20 protein-coding genes are annotated in these 20,427 nt (G+C 71.8%); 7 read left to right on the forward strand and 13 right to left on the reverse strand.

What is annotated here, in order from left to right; all coding sequences use genetic code 11:
* Positions 1-5: 5 nt before the first annotated feature.
* Together ITJ64_RS01740 and mscL are read left to right on the forward strand one after the other, a co-directional pair.
* On the forward strand, positions 6-353 hold the full coding sequence (locus ITJ64_RS01740) for an FmdB family zinc ribbon protein (RefSeq protein WP_194679067.1): 348 nt from the start codon (positions 6-8) through the stop codon (positions 351-353).
* A gap of 9 nt (positions 354-362) precedes the next feature.
* The gene (gene mscL / locus ITJ64_RS01745; RefSeq protein WP_194679069.1) at positions 363-821 is read left to right on the forward strand and encodes a large conductance mechanosensitive channel protein MscL; all 459 of its coding nucleotides are present in this window, start codon (positions 363-365) and stop codon (positions 819-821) included.
* A 3-nt stretch (positions 822-824) separates the two neighbouring features.
* Here mscL and ITJ64_RS01750 read toward each other — a convergent pair whose 3' ends face one another.
* Together ITJ64_RS01750 and ITJ64_RS01755 are read right to left on the reverse strand one after the other, a co-directional pair.
* Complete coding sequence (locus tag ITJ64_RS01750; RefSeq protein WP_194679071.1) at positions 825-1,040, reverse strand: hypothetical protein; 216 nt, start codon at positions 1,038-1,040, stop codon at positions 825-827.
* Positions 1,041-1,075: 35 nt separating this feature from the next.
* Positions 1,076-4,756 (reverse strand): AAA family ATPase, encoded by a 3,681-nt coding sequence (locus ITJ64_RS01755; protein WP_370544986.1) that lies wholly within the window; start codon positions 4,754-4,756, stop codon positions 1,076-1,078.
* A gap of 206 nt (positions 4,757-4,962) precedes the next feature.
* On the opposite strand from ITJ64_RS01755, the gene ITJ64_RS01760 reads away from it, so the two are divergent.
* Positions 4,963-6,069, forward strand: coding sequence for an LLM class flavin-dependent oxidoreductase (locus ITJ64_RS01760; protein WP_194679075.1), 1,107 nt, complete (start codon positions 4,963-4,965; stop codon positions 6,067-6,069).
* A gap of 68 nt (positions 6,070-6,137) precedes the next feature.
* Positions 6,138-6,746 carry a TetR/AcrR family transcriptional regulator gene (locus tag ITJ64_RS01765; RefSeq protein ID WP_194679077.1) on the forward strand — a complete coding sequence of 203 codons (609 nt, stop codon included), beginning with the start codon at positions 6,138-6,140 and terminating at the stop codon, positions 6,744-6,746.
* Positions 6,747-6,764: 18 nt separating this feature from the next.
* Here ITJ64_RS01765 and ITJ64_RS01770 read toward each other — a convergent pair whose 3' ends face one another.
* Both ITJ64_RS01770 and ITJ64_RS01775 read right to left on the reverse strand, forming a co-directional pair.
* Entirely contained in the window at positions 6,765-8,066 is a 1,302-nt protein-coding gene (locus tag ITJ64_RS01770) for a GNAT family N-acetyltransferase (RefSeq protein ID WP_194679079.1), read from the reverse strand.
* A 136-nt stretch (positions 8,067-8,202) separates the two neighbouring features.
* On the reverse strand, positions 8,203-8,487 hold the full coding sequence (locus ITJ64_RS01775; RefSeq protein WP_194679080.1) for a GNAT family N-acetyltransferase: 285 nt from the start codon (positions 8,485-8,487) through the stop codon (positions 8,203-8,205).
* Positions 8,488-8,559: 72 nt separating this feature from the next.
* Here ITJ64_RS01775 and ITJ64_RS01780 point away from each other — a divergent pair, with 72 nt between their 5' ends.
* Entirely contained in the window at positions 8,560-9,576 is a 1,017-nt protein-coding gene (locus tag ITJ64_RS01780) for an NADP-dependent oxidoreductase (protein ID WP_370544987.1), read from the forward strand.
* Positions 9,577-9,633: 57 nt separating this feature from the next.
* Positions 9,634-10,104, forward strand: a complete 471-nt coding sequence (locus tag ITJ64_RS01785) for a response regulator transcription factor (protein ID WP_370544988.1) — start codon at positions 9,634-9,636, stop codon at positions 10,102-10,104.
* A gap of 10 nt (positions 10,105-10,114) precedes the next feature.
* Here the strand turns inward: ITJ64_RS01785 and ITJ64_RS01790 are convergent, their stop codons facing one another.
* From ITJ64_RS01790 to ITJ64_RS01810, 6 genes are all read right to left on the reverse strand, one after another.
* Positions 10,115-11,308 (reverse strand): DUF2254 domain-containing protein, encoded by a 1,194-nt coding sequence (locus ITJ64_RS01790; protein ID WP_194679084.1) that lies wholly within the window; start codon positions 11,306-11,308, stop codon positions 10,115-10,117.
* Positions 11,308-11,988: a zinc-binding dehydrogenase gene (locus ITJ64_RS18735; RefSeq protein ID WP_228507620.1), complete on the reverse strand. Its 681-nt coding sequence runs from the start codon at positions 11,986-11,988 to the stop codon at positions 11,308-11,310. Before ITJ64_RS18735 ends, ITJ64_RS01790 begins: the two co-directional genes overlap by 1 nt.
* Positions 11,886-12,458 carry an alcohol dehydrogenase catalytic domain-containing protein gene (locus ITJ64_RS18740; RefSeq protein ID WP_228507621.1) on the reverse strand — a complete coding sequence of 191 codons (573 nt, stop codon included), beginning with the start codon at positions 12,456-12,458 and terminating at the stop codon, positions 11,886-11,888. The genes ITJ64_RS18735 and ITJ64_RS18740 overlap by 103 nt, the downstream gene beginning before the upstream one ends.
* Positions 12,459-12,557: 99 nt before the next feature.
* Positions 12,558-14,024 (reverse strand): aminobutyraldehyde dehydrogenase, encoded by a 1,467-nt coding sequence (locus tag ITJ64_RS01800; protein ID WP_194679086.1) that lies wholly within the window; start codon positions 14,022-14,024, stop codon positions 12,558-12,560.
* A 52-nt stretch (positions 14,025-14,076) separates the two neighbouring features.
* Complete coding sequence (locus ITJ64_RS01805; protein WP_194679088.1) at positions 14,077-15,495, reverse strand: FAD-binding oxidoreductase; 1,419 nt, start codon at positions 15,493-15,495, stop codon at positions 14,077-14,079.
* Positions 15,492-16,811, reverse strand: a complete 1,320-nt coding sequence (locus tag ITJ64_RS01810) for a glycosyltransferase (protein WP_194679090.1) — start codon at positions 16,809-16,811, stop codon at positions 15,492-15,494. Before ITJ64_RS01810 ends, ITJ64_RS01805 begins: the two co-directional genes overlap by 4 nt.
* Before the next feature lie 146 nt (positions 16,812-16,957).
* Between ITJ64_RS01810 and ITJ64_RS01815 the strand changes: the two genes are divergently transcribed.
* The gene (locus ITJ64_RS01815) at positions 16,958-17,563 is read left to right on the forward strand and encodes a TetR/AcrR family transcriptional regulator (RefSeq protein ID WP_194679091.1); all 606 of its coding nucleotides are present in this window, start codon (positions 16,958-16,960) and stop codon (positions 17,561-17,563) included.
* Positions 17,564-17,571: 8 nt separating this feature from the next.
* On the opposite strand, the gene ITJ64_RS01820 is transcribed toward ITJ64_RS01815, so the two are convergent.
* From ITJ64_RS01820 to ITJ64_RS01830, 3 genes are read right to left on the reverse strand one after another with little or no spacing between them, the layout of a single operon-like run.
* The gene (locus ITJ64_RS01820) at positions 17,572-18,690 is read right to left on the reverse strand and encodes an ABC transporter ATP-binding protein (protein ID WP_194679093.1); all 1,119 of its coding nucleotides are present in this window, start codon (positions 18,688-18,690) and stop codon (positions 17,572-17,574) included.
* 2 nt (positions 18,691-18,692) lie between these two features.
* Entirely contained in the window at positions 18,693-19,463 is a 771-nt protein-coding gene (locus tag ITJ64_RS01825) for an ABC transporter permease (RefSeq protein ID WP_194679095.1), read from the reverse strand.
* Entirely contained in the window at positions 19,456-20,424 is a 969-nt protein-coding gene (locus ITJ64_RS01830) for an ABC transporter permease (RefSeq protein WP_194679097.1), read from the reverse strand. Before ITJ64_RS01830 ends, ITJ64_RS01825 begins: the two co-directional genes overlap by 8 nt.
* Positions 20,425-20,427: the final 3 nt, after the last annotated feature.

The raw sequence follows: 20,427 nt of genomic DNA on the forward strand, positions 1-20,427 counted from the left end.
CTCCTGTGCCCACCTACTCCTACCGCTGCACCGAGTGCGACAACGCCTTCGACATCCAGCAGGCCTTCACCGACGACACGCTCACCGAGTGCCCCGTCTGCGGCGGCAAGCTGCGCAAGGTCTTCAGCCCCGTCGGCGTGACCTTCAACGGCTCGGGCTTCTACCGCACCGACTCGCGGGCGAAGTCGTCCGACTCGACGCCGGCCTCGAGCTCGTCGTCCTCGTCCTCGTCGAAGTCCGACTCGGGCAGCGGGAGCTCCGGCGGCGGCTCGAAGTCCGACTCCTCGGGCTCCTCGGGCTCGAAGTCGACTCCCGCGGCCACGTCGACCCCGTCGAAGGCGGCCTCCTCCTAAACTGAACCCATGTTCAAGGGATTCAGGGAGTTCATCCTCCGCGGAAACGTCATCGACCTCGCGGTCGCCGTGGTCATCGGCGCCGCCTTCACCGCGGTGGTCAACTCGATCGTCGCGAACATCTTCAACCCGGTCATCAGTGCGCTGTTCCAGGCCGACAGCCTCGACAACGCCGGCATCGTCGGGATCGGCGACGCCCAGATCAAGTTCGGCGCCGTGCTGGGTGCGATCATCCAGTTCCTGATCGTCGCCGTCGTGGTCTACTTCGTGTTCGTCGTGCCGATCAACCACCTGAAGAAGGCCGCGTTCGCCATCAAGGGCACGCCCGCCGAATCGCTCGAGGAGACGAACGAGGAGCTGCCGCCCACCGAGACGGAGCTGCTGATCGAGATCCGCGACCTGCTCGCCGCCCAGCGCGCGGCCGCCGCGGGCGAGCCCCCGGCGACGGGTCACACGCCCAAACACTAGCGGTCACCAGTGCGGTGGCACGTCCTGCTTGAGCCGCTCGTCGTTGGCTCCGGCTCCGGATGCGCCACCGCCGCTCGCGGGCGTGCTGACCCCCCACGCCTGATCCGTGTCCTCCGCGGCGCGCACCGGCTCACCGTCCGGGCCGGTCTGGGGCGTCGGGTCGCTGCCCGGCACGGCCGAGGTCGCCACGCGACGACGGCCGACCTTCTTCACATCCATGGCACCAGGGTACGGCGCAGGGGCCGGGACGCGGCTCAGAGCGAGATCGGCGAGGTCTCCACGAGCGACAGCTCGCGCACGCCGATCACCGAGGCGATGCGGGCCGCCACGGCCTCCGGGTTCGTGAACAACTCGAAGGAGTGCACCCGCAGGTAGTGCCAGCCGAGACGGCGGAGCATGTCGGGCCGCAGGCGCAGTGACTCGCGGAGCGAGGTGGAGTGCACCACCGCATCCGTCTCGATCGCGATCGCGCGACCGTCGTGCGAGGCCACGAGCGTCAGCTTGCCGCGGTGCTCGAAGGCGACCTCGAGGCCCCGCGCACCGAGGCGGCGGGCCAAGTCGATCAGCAGCGCGTCGCCGGGGCTCGAGAAGGTGTCGGGCGTCGGGCCGGTCTCGGCCTCCTGCAGGATCTGGCGCAGCGCCACGACCCCGTAGTTCATCCGCTCCTCGTCGATGTCGGCGGGCATGAAGCAGCTCACGATGTCCATGGATCGACGGGCCCTCGTCATACCGACGGCGAGCAGACGCTCTCCCCCGGGACGAGCGAGCCCGCCGAAGTTGGTGAGCACGCGGCCGTGGGCGGTCTTGCCGTAGCCGACCGAGAAGATCACGCGGTCGCGGCTCTGCGCCACCGACTGCTCGAGCGTGGCGACCATGAACGGCTCGGCACGCTCTTTCAGGATGAAGTCGGCCAGGTCGCTGCGCTTGGCGAACGCCGCCAGCACGGCCTGCTGCACGCGCACGGCGTGCTTCGGCGACGCGGTGATGACCATCAGCGACTCGCGCGGATAGTTGATCGCGTGGTCGAGCACGAGCGAGACGACCTCGTCGACCTCGGCGTCGACGCTCTCGACGGCACCCGTCTCGGAGTCGGGCATGCCGCCGCGGCCCTCGACGTAGTGCAGCGCGAGGCTGCCGTGGCCGAGGAAGGTGCCGGCCCAGGGCAGCGAGTCGATCTTGCCGCCGTAGAAGCGATGGTTGACGAGCTCGGCCAGGTCTTCGCCGCCCGCGCGGTAGCTGCGCGTGAGCGAGAGGGTCGGCACGAGGTCGGCCAGGCGGGCGAGCGCCGAGTCGGCGTGCAGCTCCTCGACCAGCTCGGCGTCGACCGCCGTGCGGGTGCGGGAGTCGTCGAAGGGCCGGATGGCGACCTCGAAGTGCGACGGGGTCTGCGTCACCGGGTCGCCGAAGGCGACGACCTGGCGGCCGCGGCGGATGGCGCCCACGTTCTCGGCGAGGGTGGTCGCCCCCGCGTCGACGAGCACGACCGTGTCGAAGGTGATCGCGTCGGTGATCTGCGGCACCTCGTAGGGCGAGGCGAGCCAGACCGGAGCGAGCGCCTTGCCGAGGTGCGGAGCGGCCTCGTGCAGGCTCGCGGAGGTGACCTTGTCGGTGCGCAGCAGCTCCTTGAGCGCCGTCGCCTCGGTGGGGTGGTCGACGAGGCCGACGCTCCAGGTCTCGGCGAGCTGCCACGACAGCAGCTGCCCGTTCATCGAGGCGTGCGCCTCGTCGACGAGCCGGAAGTCGCCCTCGAGGCGGTCGAGCACGCCGGTGTTGGCGCCGAGCAGGGCGCGGTCGCCCTCGAGCATCAGCTCGAGCACCGACTGCCACCAGGCGAGCTCGAGCTCGTCGGGCACGGCCGACTCGGGCACGTGGCGGTTGGACAGGTCGACCAGCAGCGGGTCGAGCGAGTGCTCGTGCAGCGAGTCGAGCAGGGCGGTGCGCTCCTGGAGGTTCGCGAGCACCTCGGACTCGGCGGCCAGGCCCTCGACCATGCCGATCAGCTGGTCGATCGGCAGCGCGGCGAGGTGCTGGGCGGTGCCCGAGCGACCGAGCGGCAGGTCGAGCTGCGCCAGGTCTTCGGTGACGCGCTGGAACGCGACCTGCACGTCGTTGATGCCGACGGGGATCTCCGGCGGGATGCCCGCCGCGGCGTAGCGGTACCAGAGTGTGCGCTGCTGCTGGATACGGCGCAGCGACTCGTTGATGTCGCCGATGTGCACGCCGGGACGCACGTACTCGCGGGCCAGCGCCTTGAGCCGGCGGCGCGAGGTCGACGACATCTGCGGGGCGTCACGGCGCGGCGAGGTGGCGGCGATCAGGTCGGTGAGCGAGCGGTCGAAGACCACGGGCAGGAACTTGTCGAGCGTCTCGCGCAGGTCGGCGAGCAGGCGCAGGTAGGTGCCGAGCTCGTTCAGCGAGGTGAACGGGCGCATGCGGGTCTGGCCGATGAGCTCGTAGGCGCCGGTGAGCAGGCGCGGCAGGTCGGTGCGGTCGAGGCGCTTCGCGAGCTGGTGCGTGCGGTGGGCGTCGTCGCTCGAGGAGAACTGGGCACCGTACCAGGGCGAGTCGTCGGGGCCGTAGCGGAACTGACCGAGCTCGGCCGCGCGGCTGAGCGTCTTGGCGGCCTTGGCGCGGCCGGTCGCGAGCGACTCGAGTGCGGCCCGGTCGAGCCGGGCCGTCGTCGAGGGCGGGTTCGGCAGCAGCGCCAGCCGGGCGAGCTCGCGCAGCGCGTCGAGCACCGAGACCTTGAGGGTCGGGTCGACGCGCGACATCGAGGAGCGGTAGTCGAGCAGCACGCCGCGCAGGCGCACGAGGGCCTCGTCGATGTCGGCGACCCGGGGCTGGGACGCCTTCTCGTTGCGGCCGATCGACTGGATCAGGTCGCGCCGCAGGGTGCGCGGCGAGACGGCGACGCCGGGCAGGCCCACGTCGCTCAGCCGGCGGCCGATGCCGCTGAGGCTGAGGCGGCGGGGGCTGACGACGAGCACGCGCTTGTTCTGCGCGACGAGGGCGCCGATGGCGTTCACGATGGTCTGGGTGCCCCCGGTGCCGGGCAGGGTCTTCACCACGATGGAGTTGCCGCCCGAGATCTGGGCGATCACGTTCTCCTGCTCGCTGTCGGCGTCGAGCAGCAGGGTGTCGGTGCTGGGGGCGCGGTGGTCCTGCGGCGAGGGCTCGACCGGGTGGTAGCCCTCCTGCACGGCCCGACGGGAGCTGAAGTTGCCCGCGAGGGCGTCGAGCACCGGATGCGCGAGCTCCACGCTGTCCGCCAGCATGGCGCTCGACACGTCGGCGAACGACGACACCACGAGTCGCGGCTGCACGGCGAACCAGGGCAGGTGGGAGGTGAGGCTGCGCAGCCGGTCGATCACGGGCTGCGGCTTGAACACGCCGCTGGACTGCGCCAGCGCCACGAGGCTCTCGCCGTCGAGCGTGATGCCGAACTGCTCCTGCAGCGCACGCACGAGCACCGGGTTCACGAAGGGCACGCCGCGGAGCTTCAGCTCGAAGTCACGGCCGTAGCGGCGCACCGAGATGGGACGCAGGAGGACGGGCGCGCGGAACTGCTGCGCGCCGGCGTCGCCGACTCCGGCCGGGCTGCCGTCGGGGTTCGGCGCTCGCCACTCGGCCAGGCCGATGGCGAGGTGCACGGAGTCGATGCCCCGCACCGAGCGGAGCTCGACGCCCTTGTCGGTGATGGCGCCCGCCGCGATGCGGGCGTTCCGGAGCGCGAGCTCGTCACGGATGAGGCTCGACAGCAGCGTCGAGTTGCCCGTGATGAACTGGGCGAGACCACCGGGATGGGTGGTGCTGAGCTCGATCCGCGAGCGGGGGGTGTCGTCGAAGACGATCAGCGGGGACTCGCCGCCGAGCGCCGCGATCTCCGCGCGCCACTCGTCGCGGGCGGGTTCGACGAGACTCTCCGTCGTGAACACCTGTCCGATCGGGCCACCGGCAGCGGACTGCCCGTTGCGGCCCCAGGCCGACTCGGCAGAGTCGGGGGCAGACGTCGGATCGTCTGCTTCTCGTTTCTTATCGGCACGCCACACACCGCCACAGTACGTGCGACCTCCCGGAATATCGCGCAACCACAGGCGAGTTTCGGAATAAACGGGGGCACGGAGCCGCTGAGAACAGGGACATGGCTGCTCTCTCGGTACTCGACCTCATCCCCGTCCGCTCCGACCAGACGACGGGTGACGCCGTCGCCGCCAGCCTCGCGCTCGCCCAGGCGGCCGACCGGCTCGGCTACACGCGGTACTGGATGGCCGAGCACCACAACATGCCGTCGGTGGCCTCGACCTCCCCCGCGACCCTGATCGCGCACTTCGCGGCGGGCACCTCGCGCATCCGGCTGGGCTCGGGCGGCGTCATGCTCCCCAACCACGCCGCCCTCACCGTGGCCGAGCAATTCGCCCTGCTCGAGGCCATCCACCCGGGCCGCATCGACCTCGGTCTCGGCCGCGCGCCGGGCTCCGACCCCGTCACCGCCTACATGCTGCGCGGGCAGCGCTCGGCGAGCGACAGCGACCCCGCGGCCTCGTTCCCCACCGACGTCGAGACGGTGGCCGCCCTGCTGGGTTCCGACCGGGCGGCCGACTGCCCCTTCGGCGACGAGCAGCCCGGCGTCGGCCTGACCGTCGGCGGCCGGTCCTACGAGCTGAAGGCCACGCCCCGCAGCAGCTCGGCACCCGAGCTCTGGCTGCTCGGCTCGAGCGACTACAGCGCCGCCCTGGCCGCGAAGCTCGGCACGGCCTACGTCTTCGCCAACCACTTCGGCCAGCCCGGCATCGACCGCGCCCTGGCGCTCTACCGCGACGGCTTCCAGCCCTCCGAGGCCCTCGCGGCGCCGAAGACGCTGCTGACGGTCAACGTCTCGGTCGCCGGCACCGTCGACGAGGCCCGCCGCCGTGCGCTCCCCCAGCTGATCGCCATGGCGCGGCTCCGCACGGGCGGCGTGCTCGGTCCGCAGCTCACCGTCGAGGAGGCCGAGGCCACCGTCCTCAGCCCGATGGAGGAGCAGTCAGTGCTCGAGCAGGAGCGGCACTGGCTGATCGGCACCGCCGATGAGGTCGAGTCGCGCATCCGCTCACTGATGCAGCGCCACGGCGTCGACGAGGTCATGGTCTCCCCCGTCGCCGGCTCGCTCGGCGCCGACGGGCCGCGCGAGGCACCGGCGCGCGTCGAGTCGCTCGAGCTGCTCGCCACCCGCTTCCCCGAGCTCACGTCGGAGCTGCAGCCGGCCTGACCCCGCCGGTCCCGTCGCCGGATGCAGCCGGCCGGCGGGGAGAACGAGTGTTCCGTTAGGATTGCCGCGTGTCCACCGCTCTCGACGTCGATCCCGCCCCGGCTGCCGCCGGGCGCGTGTCGGTGGCGCGGGAGCGGCTCGTCGCGGTGGCGTCGGAGCTGTTCTACCGCGAGGGCATCCACCGGGTGGGCATGGACCGGGTGCTCGCCGAGGCGAACGTCACACGCGCGACGATGTACCGGCACTTCACCGGCAAGGAGGCGCTCGTCGCCGCCTACCTCGAGCGGGAGGACGCGGGGGTGCGCGGCCTGTTCGCCACCGTGGCCGTCGCGGCGGGCGACGACCCCCGGCGGCTCGTCGAACTGCTGATCGAGGCGATCGCCGACGACGTCGCCGAGCGGCACGACCGCGGCTGCCCGTTCATCAACGCGGCGGCCGAGTTCCCGGATGCGGCGAGCCCGATCCGGGCGATCGTCACGCGGCACCGCGCCTGGTTCCGCACCACGGTCCGCGACGCGCTGGTGGCGGCGCACGGCCCCGAGGTCTTCGACGCCGACGAGGCGGCCGCGACGCTGGTGCTGCTCCGCGACGCCGCGCTCGTCGGCGCCTATCTCGACGGCTTCGAGCTCGTGCGCCCCGCCTTCGTCAGCCGCGCCCGGGCCGCCGCCGCACTCTGACCCGGCGACGCCCGCGCGTCAGAAGTGGGTGACGCCGTACACCGGGGCCACCGGGGCGAGCAGCGACCGCAGTCGCTGCACGCCGCCCGCCGCGCGCTCCTCCAGCCGTCCGGCCGCCGCCAGCACGCGCGGGTCGACCCCGCCGAGGTAGAGCGAGCCGAGCGCCGAGGCGTCCACGACCACGTCGGGCGCCGCGTCGTCCCGTCGTTCCAGGCGCTCGACCGACCCGACGCCCCCGGCGACCCGCAGGCGGAAGGTGCCGGCGGCGTAGCCGAGCGCATCCGTCACGTCGAGCACCGCCTCGCCGTCGTTGAGGTAGCCACGGGCCGCGAAGGCGCGCTCGACGTCGAGCACCCTGAGCCAGAGCCAGTCCTCGACGAACGTCGTCTTCACCAGGCGCGAGTCGGTGAGCGCGAACGGCAGCGGATCCTCGAGCGGCGCGAACTCCCACTCGACGCGCTCGACGAGGTCGACCGAGCCGAGGAAGTCCCAGAGCCCGAGGTACGCTTCGTCGTCGGCGGCCACCAGGTCGATGATGCCGAGGGTGAACGGCTCCTTCTCCCAGCCCTGGAACTTGTAGGCCACGTAGCCGTCGATCGCCCCCGACTCGTCGTAGTGCACCGCCGCGTGCACGGCGTCGTCGGGCTCGCCCTTGTCGTCGGCGAGGCCGGCCGCCCGGTCCCAGTACTTGGCGTGCCGGTCGATCGATCCCGGGTGGGTGGCGTGGAAGCGGGCGAAGATCTCGGGGCCGATGGTGCGCAGGGTGGCCGCCTCGATCAGCTCCGCGCGGCCGCGGGGCTCGCCGAGCATCCGGAACCGGCTGTCGGTCGTGACCGTGACGTGCCGCACCCAGGTGGCCTCGCCGAACCCGAAGCGCCGGTAGATGCCCGCCTCGGAGGCGGTGAGGCCGGCCAGGGCGTAGCCGTCGTCGACCGCCTGCTGCAGGTCGGCGGTCATCAGGGTGCGCAGGAGTCCGCGGCGACGGTGGGTCGGACGCACGGTGACGTTCGAGACGAGGTGCACGTCGAGCGGTGCGGCCGCGCCGGTGTTCAGGGTGCCGGGGAACCAGGCGAAGGTGGCGACGGGCACCTCGACGCCGAGCGCGCCGGTGGGAGCGGTGCGGGCGTAGACGCCGGTCAGGCGGCGGCCGTCGGCGGTGAGGCGCTCGACCGAGCGGGCGAGCACCGTCTCGCTCTTCCGCGGATCGTGGAAGCCGCGCGTCTCGGCCTGCAGCCAGGCGGCCGACGCCGGGTCGGGCGTGCCGTCCTCCGCCACGGCGGCGGGGAAGGTGCGGAAGTCGTACTCGTCATGCGAAACCATGACTCCAGGCTATTGGCTGCGACGCACAGGGAGCTGGGCCCACGACGGCGGAAACCGCCCGTTAAACGTTGGTGGAGAGGGCCGAAGCCCTCCCCGCAGATGACTATAGCGGTCTGTCGGCCCCGGCGCCAATCGCTCAGCGGGTCAGCAGGCCGGCGCGCTCCGGATGCTCGTCGAACCACTTGCCGACGTACCAGCACATGGGCACCACCCGGTACCCGGTCGTCGCCTCGACGTCGTCGACGGCGTAGGTGACGATCTCGCCGGCATAGCCCTTGCCGCGCTGCTTGGGGTCGGTGAAGGTGTGGGTGAACGAGATCTGCTGCCCGCCGACGACGTAGTCGACCGCGCTGACGAGCGCCCCGTCGACCCGCAGTGCGTAGCGCTTCGCGTCGACGTCGTGACTGAATTCGCGTGCCATGGCCTCACCCTACGCCCGCCCCGGAGCCGCCCGGTGAACCGTCGCTGGCGCCGGGACGCCCGGATGAATAGTGTGAGCCCTATCCACAGGAGCGAGGTGATCGCGGTGAAGAAGCCGAGCGAGACCAGGGTCGTCGAGTACGACCGCACCGGAGACGTCGACGTGCTCGAGAACCGCACGCGGCCGCTCGCCCCACCGCCGCCCGGCCACGTCACGGTCGAGGTGATCGCCACGGGCATCAGCCACATCGACATCTTCATCCGCGACGGCCGCGAGGCGACCTGGGAGGACGAGCCGTTCCCCCGCCGCTCGGGCAGCGACTTCGCCGGCATCGTCGTCGACTCGGCCGACCCCCGGTTCCCGCGTGGCTCCGACGTCGTGGGGCACGTGCGCTCGGGCGCCCACGCCACCTACCTCACCGTTCCCGCCACCGCGCTCGTCAAGAAGCCCTCGCGGCTCAGCTGGGAGACGGCCGGCGGCCTCTACCTCGCCGGCGTCACGGCGCTCGACACCCTCGACGACCTGCACATCGGCGCGGGCGACACCGTCGTCATCTCGGCCGCCGCGGGCGGCGTCGGCAGCATCGAGGCGCAGCTCGCCAAGCACCGCGGCGCGAAGGTCATCGGCACCTGCGGCGCCCGCAACTTCGACTACCTGCGCCAGCTCGGCATCACCCCGGTGGAGTACGGCCCCGGCATCGCCGACCGCATCCGGGCGGCGGCCCCCGGTGGCGTCACGGCGTTCATCGACAACTTCGGGCAGGACGGCCACGAGCTGGCCCGCGAGCTCGACGTGCCCACCGAGCGGTACCGCTCGAGCGCCGACCGCCGCGAGGTCGAGCTGGCCCTGCTGCGCGACGACGAGGAGTCGGTCGCCCACGGCACCCGCCAGCTCGAGACCCTCGTCGGCCTCGCCGAGTCGCAGGCCTTTACGCTGCTCATCTCGGGCTTCTACCCCCTCACCGACGTGGTGCGCGCCTACGCCGACCTGCAGCGCCTGCACTCGCGCGGCAAGGTGGTGCTCGGCACGCAGCCCGTCTCGACCTCCCGCCACCTCAAGGCGCGCGACGTGGCCGACGCCCGCACCTGACACAGGGCCGCCACCCGACGCAATCCCCTTGGAGGTCTGGCGTGCGGCGAGGGCACGGTGCTGCTCGAGCGGAGCGGGTGCGAACCGCTGCCCGATCTCCCCGGCCATGAGCTCTTCGACAGCGGCTGCCCCCTCCTCGACACCGTTCGGGGTCGCCTGGTCGAGGGTGAGCTGCACCTGGCCTTCCTCTGGCCGACGGGCGGCGCAGCCGACTCGCCGCAGCACGTCCGGGTGTCCTACCTGGCGTCCACCGAGCCGCCCCGCTCGCGCCGACTGGGCGTGGTGCTGCTGTCCCCCGTGCGGGTCGACCACGGCCTGACCCACCGCGAGCTCGAGGTGCTCGGGCTGCTGGTCGACGGATGCTCGAACCAGCAGATCGCGGAAGGACTGCTCGTGACACCGCGGACGGTGGCCACCCACGTCGAGCACATCCTCGTCAAGCTGGCGTCGCCCACCCGCACCCACGCGGCGGTCCTGGCGCATCGCGAGGGGCTGTACGTACCGGCCTCGGGGAGCCGGGCGGTCTGACCACCGCCCTTCAGTCCGTCTCGAGCAGGTCTCTCCCCGAGCCGATGCCCTGCAGATCGGGCAGCATCGGGATGCCCTCCTCCTCGGCGCGGGCGAGGAGGAGGGCGCGCCGCTCCTCCAGCGGGGAGCGCCGATCGGGCGGGGCGACCTCGATCAGGTCGTCGAACGCGGCGAGCAGCCGCCGCACCACCGGTGGGGACGATCGGGCGACGAGCACGACCTCGTCGAACGCGATCGCGACATAGCCTCGCCAGGCGAGTTCACGGGTCACCAGCCGCAGGACGCCGGCGGCGTCGTGATGCTGCGAACCCGGCAGCTCCCGCAGGCACAGCTGCCGCATGGCGTCGTGCAGCCGATCGATGGCCTGCACGGCCGTGGCGGGATCGTGCTGCGGGCTCGAGGCGATGCTCCGCTCGGTGATGTCGACGAGCTTCCGGAATCCGTACGCCGCGTCTCCCACATGGCTGCGCTCGTTGTCGAGCACGACCATCCGGCGGATCGCCGACTCGTCCAGGGGCCGGTCGCCACTGTGCCGCAGCACGGCCCCTCCACGCGGCACGAAGTCGCCGACCGCGACGAGCATCTCGAAGCGGTCCCCGGCGCGCCGGGCCCGGTCGATCAGCCCGGCGACGTCGAGCATCACGACGACGCCCGACTCCGGCATCGTGATCACCCGCTCCCCCGTCACCGGAGGTGACGTCAGAGGGAACGCCCGCTCGATCTCCTCCTGCAGGTTGTCGCCCACCAGGTCGATCAGGCCGGCGACGCGCAACGACTGCCCGGCATGGTGCACGTAGCCCACGAGGGCGATCAGGCTCGCGAGCAGCAGCAGGTAGGCGACGGCGACGGTGACGCTCGGCACCTGGTCACCCGGCTGCGCCGACTCGTCCACCTTCGCCACGGCGATCATGCAGTAGAGGAACGTGGCCGCGAAGAGGCCGTGTGCGAGCTGGCTGCGCCGATCGGCCAGCAGCGCCCGCACGATCCGGGGCGAGAACTGCTGCATCGCCAGCTGCACCCCGAGGATCAGCACCGTGAGCACGATCGTGGTCACGGTGAGCATCGCCACGATCGCACCTCGGGCGATGCACAGCAGCGGCACGATCCAGAGGCTGTTGGCGCGCCAGCGGTACTGCGACTCGTGCCGGCGATCTCCGCTGGGTTCCGGCCGGCGTGCCTCCGACCGGGTCGCGCCCGCCGGCATCAGACGGCCAGACCGGGCTTCAGCACGACCTTCGTCCAGCCGTCCTCGCGGGCGTCGAACCGCTCGTACGCCTCGGGGGCCTGCTCGAGCGGCAGCTCGTGGCTGACGATGAACGACGGGGTCGCACGCCCCTCCGCGATCAGGTCCCGCAGCCTCCGGTTGCACTTCTTGACCGGGGCCTGTCCGCTGCCGAGCTGCTGACCCTTGAACCAGAACATCCCGTAGTCGAAGGCGAGCTGTCCCCGCTTGGCCAGCTCGTCCGAGGCCCCGGGGTCCTGGGGCACGTACACCCCCACGCAGCCGATCCGGCCGGTGAAGCGCACCGAGGAGACCAGCCGGTTCATGGTGAGGTTCGGATGCTCGTCCCCGCCCGGCTCGTGCGCCTGGTACCCCACGCACTCGCAGCCGTTGTCCGCGCCGAGCCCCATCGTCTGCTCGAGCACCGCCTCGACCGGGTCGACCTCGGAGTCGTCGATCGCGATCGCCCCGATCGATTCCGCGAGGGCGAGCCGATCCGGGTGCCGATCGACGACCATGACCTTGGCGGCCCCCCGGATCGTCGCGGACAGCGCCGCCATCAGTCCCACCGGCCCGGCCCCGTAGATGACGGTCTGGTCTCCCGGCTGCACCCCGGCCATCTCGGTGGCGTGGTAGCCGGTGGGGAAGATGTCGGCGAGCATGACGTAGTCCGACGCCCGCTCGTCCGCGTCCTCCCCAGCCGCAGGCAGTTGAAGTCGGCCCAGGGAACCCGCAGCAGCTCGGCCTGACCGCCGGCCCAGGGCCCCATGTCGGCGAAGCCGTAGGCGGCACCCGCGAAGGCCTTCTCGGGCTGAGCGGTCAGGCAGTAGTTGGTGAGCCCGCGCTCGCAGTTCTTGCAGTGACCGCAGGCGACGTTGAACGGCATCACCACTCTGTCCCCGACCCGCAGCTTGTCGACGCCGTCGCCCACCTCGACGACCTCGCCCATGTTCTCGTGCCCGAACCAGCGACCCGGTTCGAAATCGGTGCGCCCCTCGTACATGTGCAGGTCGGACCCGCAGATGTTCGTGGTGGTGATGCGCACCAGCGCATCGGTGGGGCGCTCGATGCGGGCGTCGGGAACGTCCTTCACGCTCACCTGACGCGGACCCACGTAGACGACTGCTCTCATGGCCTTCTCCTCCCCGACGACGACGTGGTCCCACCATTCGACGCCTCCGGTCCCCACCGGCACATCGGCAGGACTGCCGATCCCGTTCGGGTTCGGGCGCTACGCGGGCCGGTACCCCGTCGTCTCGGGCGGCGCCGCGTGCCGGATCATCAGGTGCCGCGTCACCGAGTAGTCCAGCAGCGGCTCGATGCTCATGTCCTTGCCGAAGCCCGAGCCCTTCACGCCGCCGTGAGGGGCCTCCGAGGCGATCGGCAGGTGGTCGTTCACCCAGGTGACCCCCACGTCCAGCAGCTGACTGACGCGGATGGCCCGGGCGACGTCGTTGGTCCAGACCGACGAGGCGAGCCCGTACGCGCTGTCGTTCGCGAGCCGAACCGCGTCGGCCTCGTCGTCGAAGGGCAGGGCCACGAGCACCGGCCCGAACACCTCGCCCTGCACGATCTCCGAGCTCTGCGCGGCCCCGACGATCAGCGTCGGCGGGTAGTACGAACCGGCTCGCTCGAGCGGAGATCCGCCCACGAGCACCTCGGCGCCCTCCGTGACGGCGCGGCTGACGAAGCCGTGCACGCGGTCGCGGTGCTCGGCCGAGATCAGCGGCCCGACGTCGGTCTGATCGCTCATCGGGTCGCCGACGCGGATGCCCGCGAGCTCGGCCCGGAGCGCGGCCACGCCGTCGTCGAACCGCTCCCGCTGGATGTAGACCCGGGTCGCCGCGGTGCAGTCCTGCCCGGTGTTGTACGTCGAGCCGAGGGCCAGCGCGTGCGCCATCGCCGCGATGTCCGCGTCGGCGAAGACCAGCGCCGGCGCCTTGCCGCCGAGCTCGAGGTGCACCCGCTTGACTCCCTCGACGGCGCCGCGCATCACGGCCTGTCCGGTGCGGGTCGACCCCGTGACGCTGACCATGTCGACTCCCGGATGCCCGGCGAGCGCCGATCCCACCTCGGTGTGTCCCGTCACCACGTTGAGCACGCCCGCGGGCAACCCGCACTCGGCGGCGAGCTCCGCGAGCCGGAGGGTGGTGCCCGGCGTCGGCGGCGCCGGCTTCAGGATGCTCGTGTTGCCGGCGGCGAGCGCCGGCCCCGCCTTCCACAGCGCCATGATCAGCGGGAAGTTCCACGGCGTGATGCCGGCCACCACCCCGACCGGGCGCCGGGTGAGCACCGAGGTGAAGCCCTCGCTGAAGACGCCCGCACCCGTGCCGTCGAGCGAGCGGGCGGCCCCGGCGAAGAAGCGCAGGTTGTCGGCCGCGAACGGGATCTCGCCGTCGAGCCCCGTGAGGTAGGGCTTGCCCGACTCCCGGGTCTCGATGCGCGCGAGCTCGTCGGCGTGCTCCTCGATGGCGTCGGCCAGCTTCAGCAGCACGCGCGCCCGGGTGCCCGGCGTCTGCGCGGCCCAGGCCGGGGCCGCGGCGCGTGCGGCGGCGACGGCCTCGTCGACGTCGGCCGCGCCGGACAGGGCGATCTCGCTCGCCTGCTCGCCCGTCGCCGGGTCGATCAGGGGGGCGGTGCCGCCCGTGCCCGGCCGGTACTCGTTGCCGATGAAGGTGCCCGTGGTGCCCGTGGTCATGTCTGTCGTCCGTTCGTGAGGTGCGGGAAGGAGAAGCGGGTGGTGCGCCCGGTCAGGAGTTGAAGCCGAGGCCCGCGGCGTCGAGCGCCCGGAGCCACAGGCCCCGGCGCCCGCCGTTGTCGTCGGCGGCGATCATCCGGGACCGGGTGAACTGCACGATCGGGTTGCGGAACGGCTCGGGCGGGATGGGGAAAGGCCGCTTGCGCACGATCTCGAAACGGGTGCGCGAGGTCGGCGCGCCGCCGAGGAGGTCGAGGGCGACATCGGCCGAGAAGCGCGCGGCCCCGACGCCGAGACCGGTGTGCCCGGCCGCGTACGCGACCCGCCCGCCGAAGGCCGTGCCGTAGGCGGCCGTGAAGCGGGTCGTGGAGTCGATCGGCCCGGCCCAGCGGTGACTGAACGAGATGTCGGCGAGCTGCGGGAAGGTCTCGAAGAACTGGCGGGCGAGCAGCTCGTGCGAGCCGCCCTCCTGCTCCAGCGCGGGGTCGACGCGGCCTCCGCGGTAGTAGAGCGCGTCCCAGCCGCCCCAGAGGATGCGGTCGTCGGCGCTCAGCCGGTAGTAGTGGAACTGGTTGCCGGAGTCGGTCAGCCCCTGCCGCTCGCCCCAGCCGATCGACTGCAGCTGCGAGGCGGTCAGCGGCTCGGTCATCAGGGCGTGGTCGTACAGCGGCATGATCCAGGTGCGCAGCCGCTTCAGCGGCGAGGGGTACGCGGCTGTGGCGATCACGGCCTGGCGCGCGGTCACCGAGCCGGACGGGGTGGTGAGGCGGAGCCCCGCCCCGCTGCGCTCGATCGACCGCACCGGGCTGCCCTCGGCGATGCGCACCCCGCGCGAGCGCAGCACCGCGGCCATGCCCCAGGCGAGACGGGCGGGGTCGACCATGACGTTGCCGGCGCGCGAGCGAAGGCCGGCGAGGTACGTCGGCGAGTGCACGTCGGCCTGCACCTCCTCGCGACTCTGCAGCTCGACCGTCTCCCCGAACTCACGCGCGAGCTCGGCCGACTCGGCGAGGGCGTCGACCTGCCACGGCTCGACCGCCAGGGCCGTCTTGCCGGCGAGCCGGAGGTCGCAGTCGATGCCGGCCTCGGTGACCTGGCGCACGAGCTCGGCGAGGTTGTGCTCCCCCTCCTCGTGCAGGGCGGTCAGCTCATCGGGCCAGAGGTGCCGGCCGTGCGCGAGCCCGTGGGTGAGCGAGGCCGAGACGAAGCCGCCGTTGCGGCCGCTGGCGCCGAAGCCGATGCTCTCGCCCTCCAGCACCAGGATGCCGAGGCCGGGGTCGCGGTCCAGCGCCCGCCAGGCCGACCAGAGTCCGGTGAAGCCGCCGCCGACGACGACGAGGTCGGCGTCGGTCGCGCCCGAGAGCGGTTCGCCGGGTTCCGGGGCGCCGGGCTGGTCGGTCCAGAAGGCGGTGGGACGGGCATCCGCCAGTGATCGGGCGATCTGCGCCCCGTCGGCGAGCGGCAGCGTCATGACAGCACCGCCGTCGGGACACCGCGGCGCTCGAGGGCGGCGGCCTCGATCAGGCCGGCCGCGCGGCGCACGCCTTCACCCGCGCGGATGCGCCGGCCGATCGCCTCGATCCGCTCGCGCAGGGCGGTGTCGGCGAGCAGGTCGGCGAGCGCCGAGGTGAGCTCCCCGGCTGTGAAGTCGTAGCTCGCCAGGCGGCGCCCGAGTCCTCTCTCGTGCACGCGCTGGGCGTTGTCGTACTGGTCCCAGAACAGCGGCAGCAGGATCATCGGCTTGCCGAAGTGCAGTGCCTCGGTGACCGTGTTGTTGCCGCCGTGGGTGATGACCAGGTCGACGAGCGGGATGATCGAGGTCTGCGGCAGGAACTCGGCGCCCCACATGTTCGGCGCCAGTTCGAGCTCGTCGTGCAGCGGCCCCATCGAGACGATGACGTCGTAGGGCAGCTCGGCCAGCACGGCGATGACCCGCCGCATCAGCGAGACGTCGGCACTGCCGAGCGAACCGAGGCTGAAGTAGACGAGCGGGCGGCCGCCGAAGCCCTCGGGCAGCTCGAACGGCTCGTCCGTCGCGCGCACCGACGACTCCAGCCGGTGCCAGCTCGCGTCGAGGGGGCGGGCGTCGGCGTAGTCGAGCTCCTCGGGGTAGACGTAGAGGTTGAGGTCGCCGGCGGGCAGGAACTCGAGCTCGGGCAGCGGGGCGGCTCCCTGCTCCTGCACCCACGCGTCGAACGCCTGCCACAGGGCGCGGTGGGTGCGGTCGTACTCGGCGCGGAAGCGCGCGTGCCCCTCGGCGTCGTCGTCGGCGAGGCCCGAGAACGCCGGGGCGATTCCGTCGCCCGGCACCTCGAGCGGGTTGCACGAGACGATCCGCACGAACGGCACGCCGGCGGTGACGAGCGCGGGGAAGAGCACGACATTGTCCTCGACGATGACGTCGGGCCGGGTGCGCTCGATGATCGCCTTCAGCGCGGGCTCGCTGTACTTCGCCCCCTCGATCAGCTCCTCCCAGATGGGCCGGATCACGGTCTCGAGCTGCGCCTCGGTGGGCTTGGCGAACTCGGGCGCGATGCTCCGGATGTAGTCCTTCCAGAACGCTCCGGCGTCCGCCTCCTCGCCGTCGGTCTCCTCCGCCGGCGGGGCCAGCTCGACGAGGTCCTCCTCGAAGCCCAGGCGCTCGAGCTTCCCGGCCCAGCTCGCCTCGGCGGCGAACACGACCCGGTGCCCGCGCGCGAGCAGCTCGGTGCCGATGCCGATGCAGTTGTTCGTCGGTCCGTATGCGCTCTCGGGCATGAAGAGGACGGTGAGTCGCTCGTCGGTCATGAATCAGCTCCTGACTCGTTGTTTGAATTGCTCTGAAAAGAATGGATGCGCGTGGGTCGTCGATATGACGGGCGAGCGCGGCCTAACATTGAACCGCGCCCGAAACAGCGGATGCGCACCGAACCACCACCGCACCGAGGAGCCCCATGGCCCGTCCCAAGCGTCAGGAGCAGCGGCGCAGCGAGATCGTCGCGGCCGCGCAGCGCACCATCGCCCAGCACGGTCCCGACGGGGCCCGGCTGAACCGGGTGGCCGAGGAGGCCGGCCTGACGAGCGGCGCGGTGCTGTACTACTACCCCGACATCGACGAGCTCGTGATGGAGGCGAACCGGGCCGGCATGGAGCGCTTCTACGAGGAGCGGGTGCGCATGCTCGAGAGCCTCGACGACGACCCGGTGCTGCGACTGCTGGCTCTGATCGACTCGGGCCTGCCGAGCGACTCCACCGATCCCGAGGTGCGGCTGCTCTGCGAGCTCGGTGGCTCGGCGGGCCGCAACCCCGTGATGGCCACCCTGCTGACGGCTCTGTACGACCGCCAGGTCGGCATGTACCAGATCGTGCTGGAGCAGGGCGCCGCGCGCGGCATCTTCGCGCTCACCGCCCCGTCGCTCGCCATCGCGCGCAACCTGGTGGCGCTCGAGGACGCGTACGGCTACCGCATGGTCGCCCGTCACCCCACGATCGACCACGTCGGCGCCCGTGCGCTGATCGTCGAGTACGCCCGGCAGTCCACCGGTCATCCCCTGAGCTGACCGGCCCATCAGGCGGGCTCGGTTCCGCGGGTGTCGGCCACCACCACCGAGCGGGTGTGGTCGATGCGCAGGCCGACCGCGTCGCCGCGGCGGGCGGTGCTCGTGGCGTGCACCGTGCATCCGATCGGCTTCTCGCGGCCGGGCACCGCCACCGAGACGGTCGAGCTGCCGCCGAGGAAGTAGGTGTCGATCACGACGCCCTCGAGCAGGCCCGCACCGCCGGGGGCGACGACCTCGATGTCCTCGGGCCGCACCACCAGCGTGACCGCGGAGCCCACGGGCAGCGCGTGCGCGGCGGGGAGCACCGCGAGGCCCGGCACGTCGACGCCGCCCGCCGTGGCCGTGCCGTCGAACAGGCTCGACGAGCCGATGAACTCGGCCACGAAGCGGGTGCGCGGGGTCGAGTAGAGGCCCACGGGGGTGTCGAGCTGCTCGACCCGCCCGGCGTCGAGCACGGCCACCCGGTCGGCCATCGACATGGCCTCCTCCTGGTCGTGGGTGACGACCACGAAGGTCATGCCGACCTCGTGCTGCATCCGCTTCAGCTCGAGCTGCATGTCGGCGCGCACCTTGCGGTCGAGCGCCGACAGCGGCTCGTCGAGCAGCAGCAGTCTCGGCCGCTTCACGATCGCGCGGGCGAGCGCCACGCGCTGGCGCTGACCGCCCGAGAGCTGCGACGGGCGCCGGCGCGCGAAGGTGCCGAGCCCGACGGTCTCGATGGCTTCGCCGACGCGCCTCTTCACCTCCGCCTTGCCGAGCCCTTCGGCCTCGAGCCCGTAGGCGACGTTCCGCTCCACGCTGAGGTGCGGGAACAGCGCGTAGGACTGGAACATCATGTTGACCGGCCGCTTGTGCGCGGGCGTGGAGACCAGGTCGACACCGTCGAGGGCGATCGTGCCCGCCTCGGGTGTCTCGAAGCCGGCGATCGAGCGCAGCAGCGTGGTCTTGCCGCAGCCCGAGGGGCCGAGCAGCGCGAAGAACTCGTTGTCCCCGATCGTCAGGTCGATGTCGTGCAGCGCCCGCACTCCGCCGTAGGAGTGGCTGACGCCGCTCAGCACGAGCAGCTCGGGGCGCACGGAGGCGTCGGTGCGGGCATCCGCTCGGCCGGCGGGGGCGTGGGTGTCCATGGTCATAGGGCTTCCGTGACGCGGGTGAGGCGCTGAGCGCCGAGGACGGCGACGACGCTGACGAACAGGAGGACGGTGGCGAGCGCGTTGATCTCGGGTGTGACCCCGAAGCGCACCATGGAGTAGATGACGATCGGCAGGGTCGGCGTGGTGGGCGCCGAGGTGAAGAACGCGATCACGAACTCGTCGATCGACAGGGTGAAGCTGAGCAGCGCACCGGCCACGATGCCCGGGGCCAGCTGGGGCAGCGTCACCCGGGTGAAGGTGCGCACCGGCCCCGCGCCGAGGTCGCGGGAGGCCTCCTCGAGACTCGGGTCGAGCTGACTCAGCCGCGCGAGCACGATCGCGGTGACGAACGCGATCGAGAAGGCCGCGTGCGAGAGCAGCACCGAGTAGAGCCCGAGGGTGAAGCCGAGCAGCGAGAACACGCTCAGGATGCCGATACCGAGCAGCAGGTCGGGCAGCAGCGCGGGCGCCAGGGCGAAAGCCCGGATGAGGCCGCCGCGGGTGTGCCGCTGGATGCCGACGGCGAGCAGCGTGCCGAGCACGCAGGCGATGGCGGTCGAGCCGGTGGCCACGATCAGCGTGTTGACGAGCCCCTGCAGGATCGCCTGGTCGCTGAACAGCACCCCGTACCAGTCGAGCGTGAAGCCCTTCCAGACGAAGAGGTTGGACGAGTCGTTGAAGGAGATCACGACGACGACCACGATCGGCAGGTAGAGGAACGCGAACGTCAGCCAGAACGGGATGCGGATGAAACGGGACTCACGCATCGCGGCGCACCTTCTTCCCCTCGGCCTGGGTCTTGCCCTCGGTGAGGCGCTTGGACAGCCGGCTCTGCAGCACGAGCAGGAGGAGCAACGAGACGGTCAGCACGAGCGCGAGCGCGGCGCCGAACGGCCAGTCGCGGGCCTTCAGGAACTGGTCGCGGATGAGATTGCCGACGAGCACCGTCTTGCCGCCGCCGATCAGCTCGGGGATGACGAAGTTGCTCATCGCCGGCACGAAGACGAAGACGCAGCCGGTGAGGATGCCCGGGATCGACAGCGGCACGGTGACCGTGCGGAACACCCGGAACGGACTCGCCCCCAGGTCGGTGGCGGCCTCGCCGAGCTGACGGTCCTGGTGGGCGAGCGCCGAGTAGAGCGGCAGGATCATCAGCGGCAGGTACATGTAGAGCAGTCCGACCACCACCGCCTGCGGCGTGTAGAGCATCGAGATCGGCTCGTCGGTGATGCCGAGGGCCTGCAGCGCCTGGTTGATCCAGCCTGCGTTGTTCAGCAGCAGGATCCAGGCGTAGGTGCGGATCAGGAAGTTCGTCCAGAACGGCAGCAGCACCGCGATCAGCGCGACGGTGCGCCATTTCGGCGACAGCCGGGTGATCATCAGCGCGGTCGGGTAGCCGATCAGCAGGGCGAGCAGGGTGACGACCGCGGCGATGACGAGGGAGTTGCCCACCACGGAGAGGTAGAGCGGGTCGAACAGCCGGGCGAAGTTCTCGAGCGTGAAGGTCCAGACGACGCCGCCGAAACGGCCGCGCTCGAAGAAGGAGTAGACGGTGATCAGGGCGACCGGCACCAGCACGAGCAGCGTGATGTAGAGCGCACCCGGGCCGACGAGCGGCACGGCGGCGAAACGGGCCCGGGCCCCCGGCCTGCGCGCGGGGGCGGCAGGCCGGGTGGCGGGGGGCGGGGGTGCCGGGCGGTTCCGCACGGCACCGGCAGGAGCGGTCATGGG

This window comes from Herbiconiux sp. VKM Ac-1786, from assembly GCF_015350805.1.
In the GTDB taxonomy this organism is placed as follows: domain Bacteria; phylum Actinomycetota; class Actinomycetes; order Actinomycetales; family Microbacteriaceae; genus Herbiconiux.

Bases quoted from the DNA above. Each gene is read 5' to 3' on its own strand.
- ITJ64_RS01830 (WP_194679097.1), bottom strand. From the start codon at position 20,424: ATGACCGCTCCTGCCGGTGCCGTGCGGAACCGCCCGGCACCCCCGCCC.
- ITJ64_RS01805 (WP_194679088.1), bottom strand. From the start codon at position 15,495: ATGACGCTGCCGCTCGCCGACGGGGCGCAGATCGCCCGATCACTGGCG.
- ITJ64_RS01820 (WP_194679093.1), bottom strand. From the start codon at position 18,690: ATGGACACCCACGCCCCCGCCGGCCGAGCGGATGCCCGCACCGACGCC.
- ITJ64_RS01800 (WP_194679086.1), bottom strand. From the start codon at position 14,024: ATGACCACGGGCACCACGGGCACCTTCATCGGCAACGAGTACCGGCCG.
- ITJ64_RS18740 (WP_228507621.1), bottom strand. From the start codon at position 12,458: ATGAGAGCAGTCGTCTACGTGGGTCCGCGTCAGGTGAGCGTGAAGGAC.
- mscL (WP_194679069.1), top strand. From the start codon at position 363: ATGTTCAAGGGATTCAGGGAGTTCATCCTCCGCGGAAACGTCATCGAC.
- ITJ64_RS01810 (WP_194679090.1), bottom strand. From the start codon at position 16,811: ATGACCGACGAGCGACTCACCGTCCTCTTCATGCCCGAGAGCGCATAC.
- ITJ64_RS01760 (WP_194679075.1), top strand. From the start codon at position 4,963: ATGGCTGCTCTCTCGGTACTCGACCTCATCCCCGTCCGCTCCGACCAG.
- ITJ64_RS01770 (WP_194679079.1), bottom strand. From the start codon at position 8,066: ATGGTTTCGCATGACGAGTACGACTTCCGCACCTTCCCCGCCGCCGTG.
- ITJ64_RS01775 (WP_194679080.1), bottom strand. From the start codon at position 8,487: ATGGCACGCGAATTCAGTCACGACGTCGACGCGAAGCGCTACGCACTG.
- ITJ64_RS01825 (WP_194679095.1), bottom strand. From the start codon at position 19,463: ATGCGTGAGTCCCGTTTCATCCGCATCCCGTTCTGGCTGACGTTCGCG.
- ITJ64_RS01815 (WP_194679091.1), top strand. From the start codon at position 16,958: ATGGCCCGTCCCAAGCGTCAGGAGCAGCGGCGCAGCGAGATCGTCGCG.
- ITJ64_RS18735 (WP_228507620.1), bottom strand. From the start codon at position 11,988: ATGCTCGCCGACATCTTCCCCACCGGCTACCACGCCACCGAGATGGCC.
- ITJ64_RS01750 (WP_194679071.1), bottom strand. From the start codon at position 1,040: ATGGATGTGAAGAAGGTCGGCCGTCGTCGCGTGGCGACCTCGGCCGTG.
- ITJ64_RS01790 (WP_194679084.1), bottom strand. From the start codon at position 11,308: ATGCCGGCGGGCGCGACCCGGTCGGAGGCACGCCGGCCGGAACCCAGC.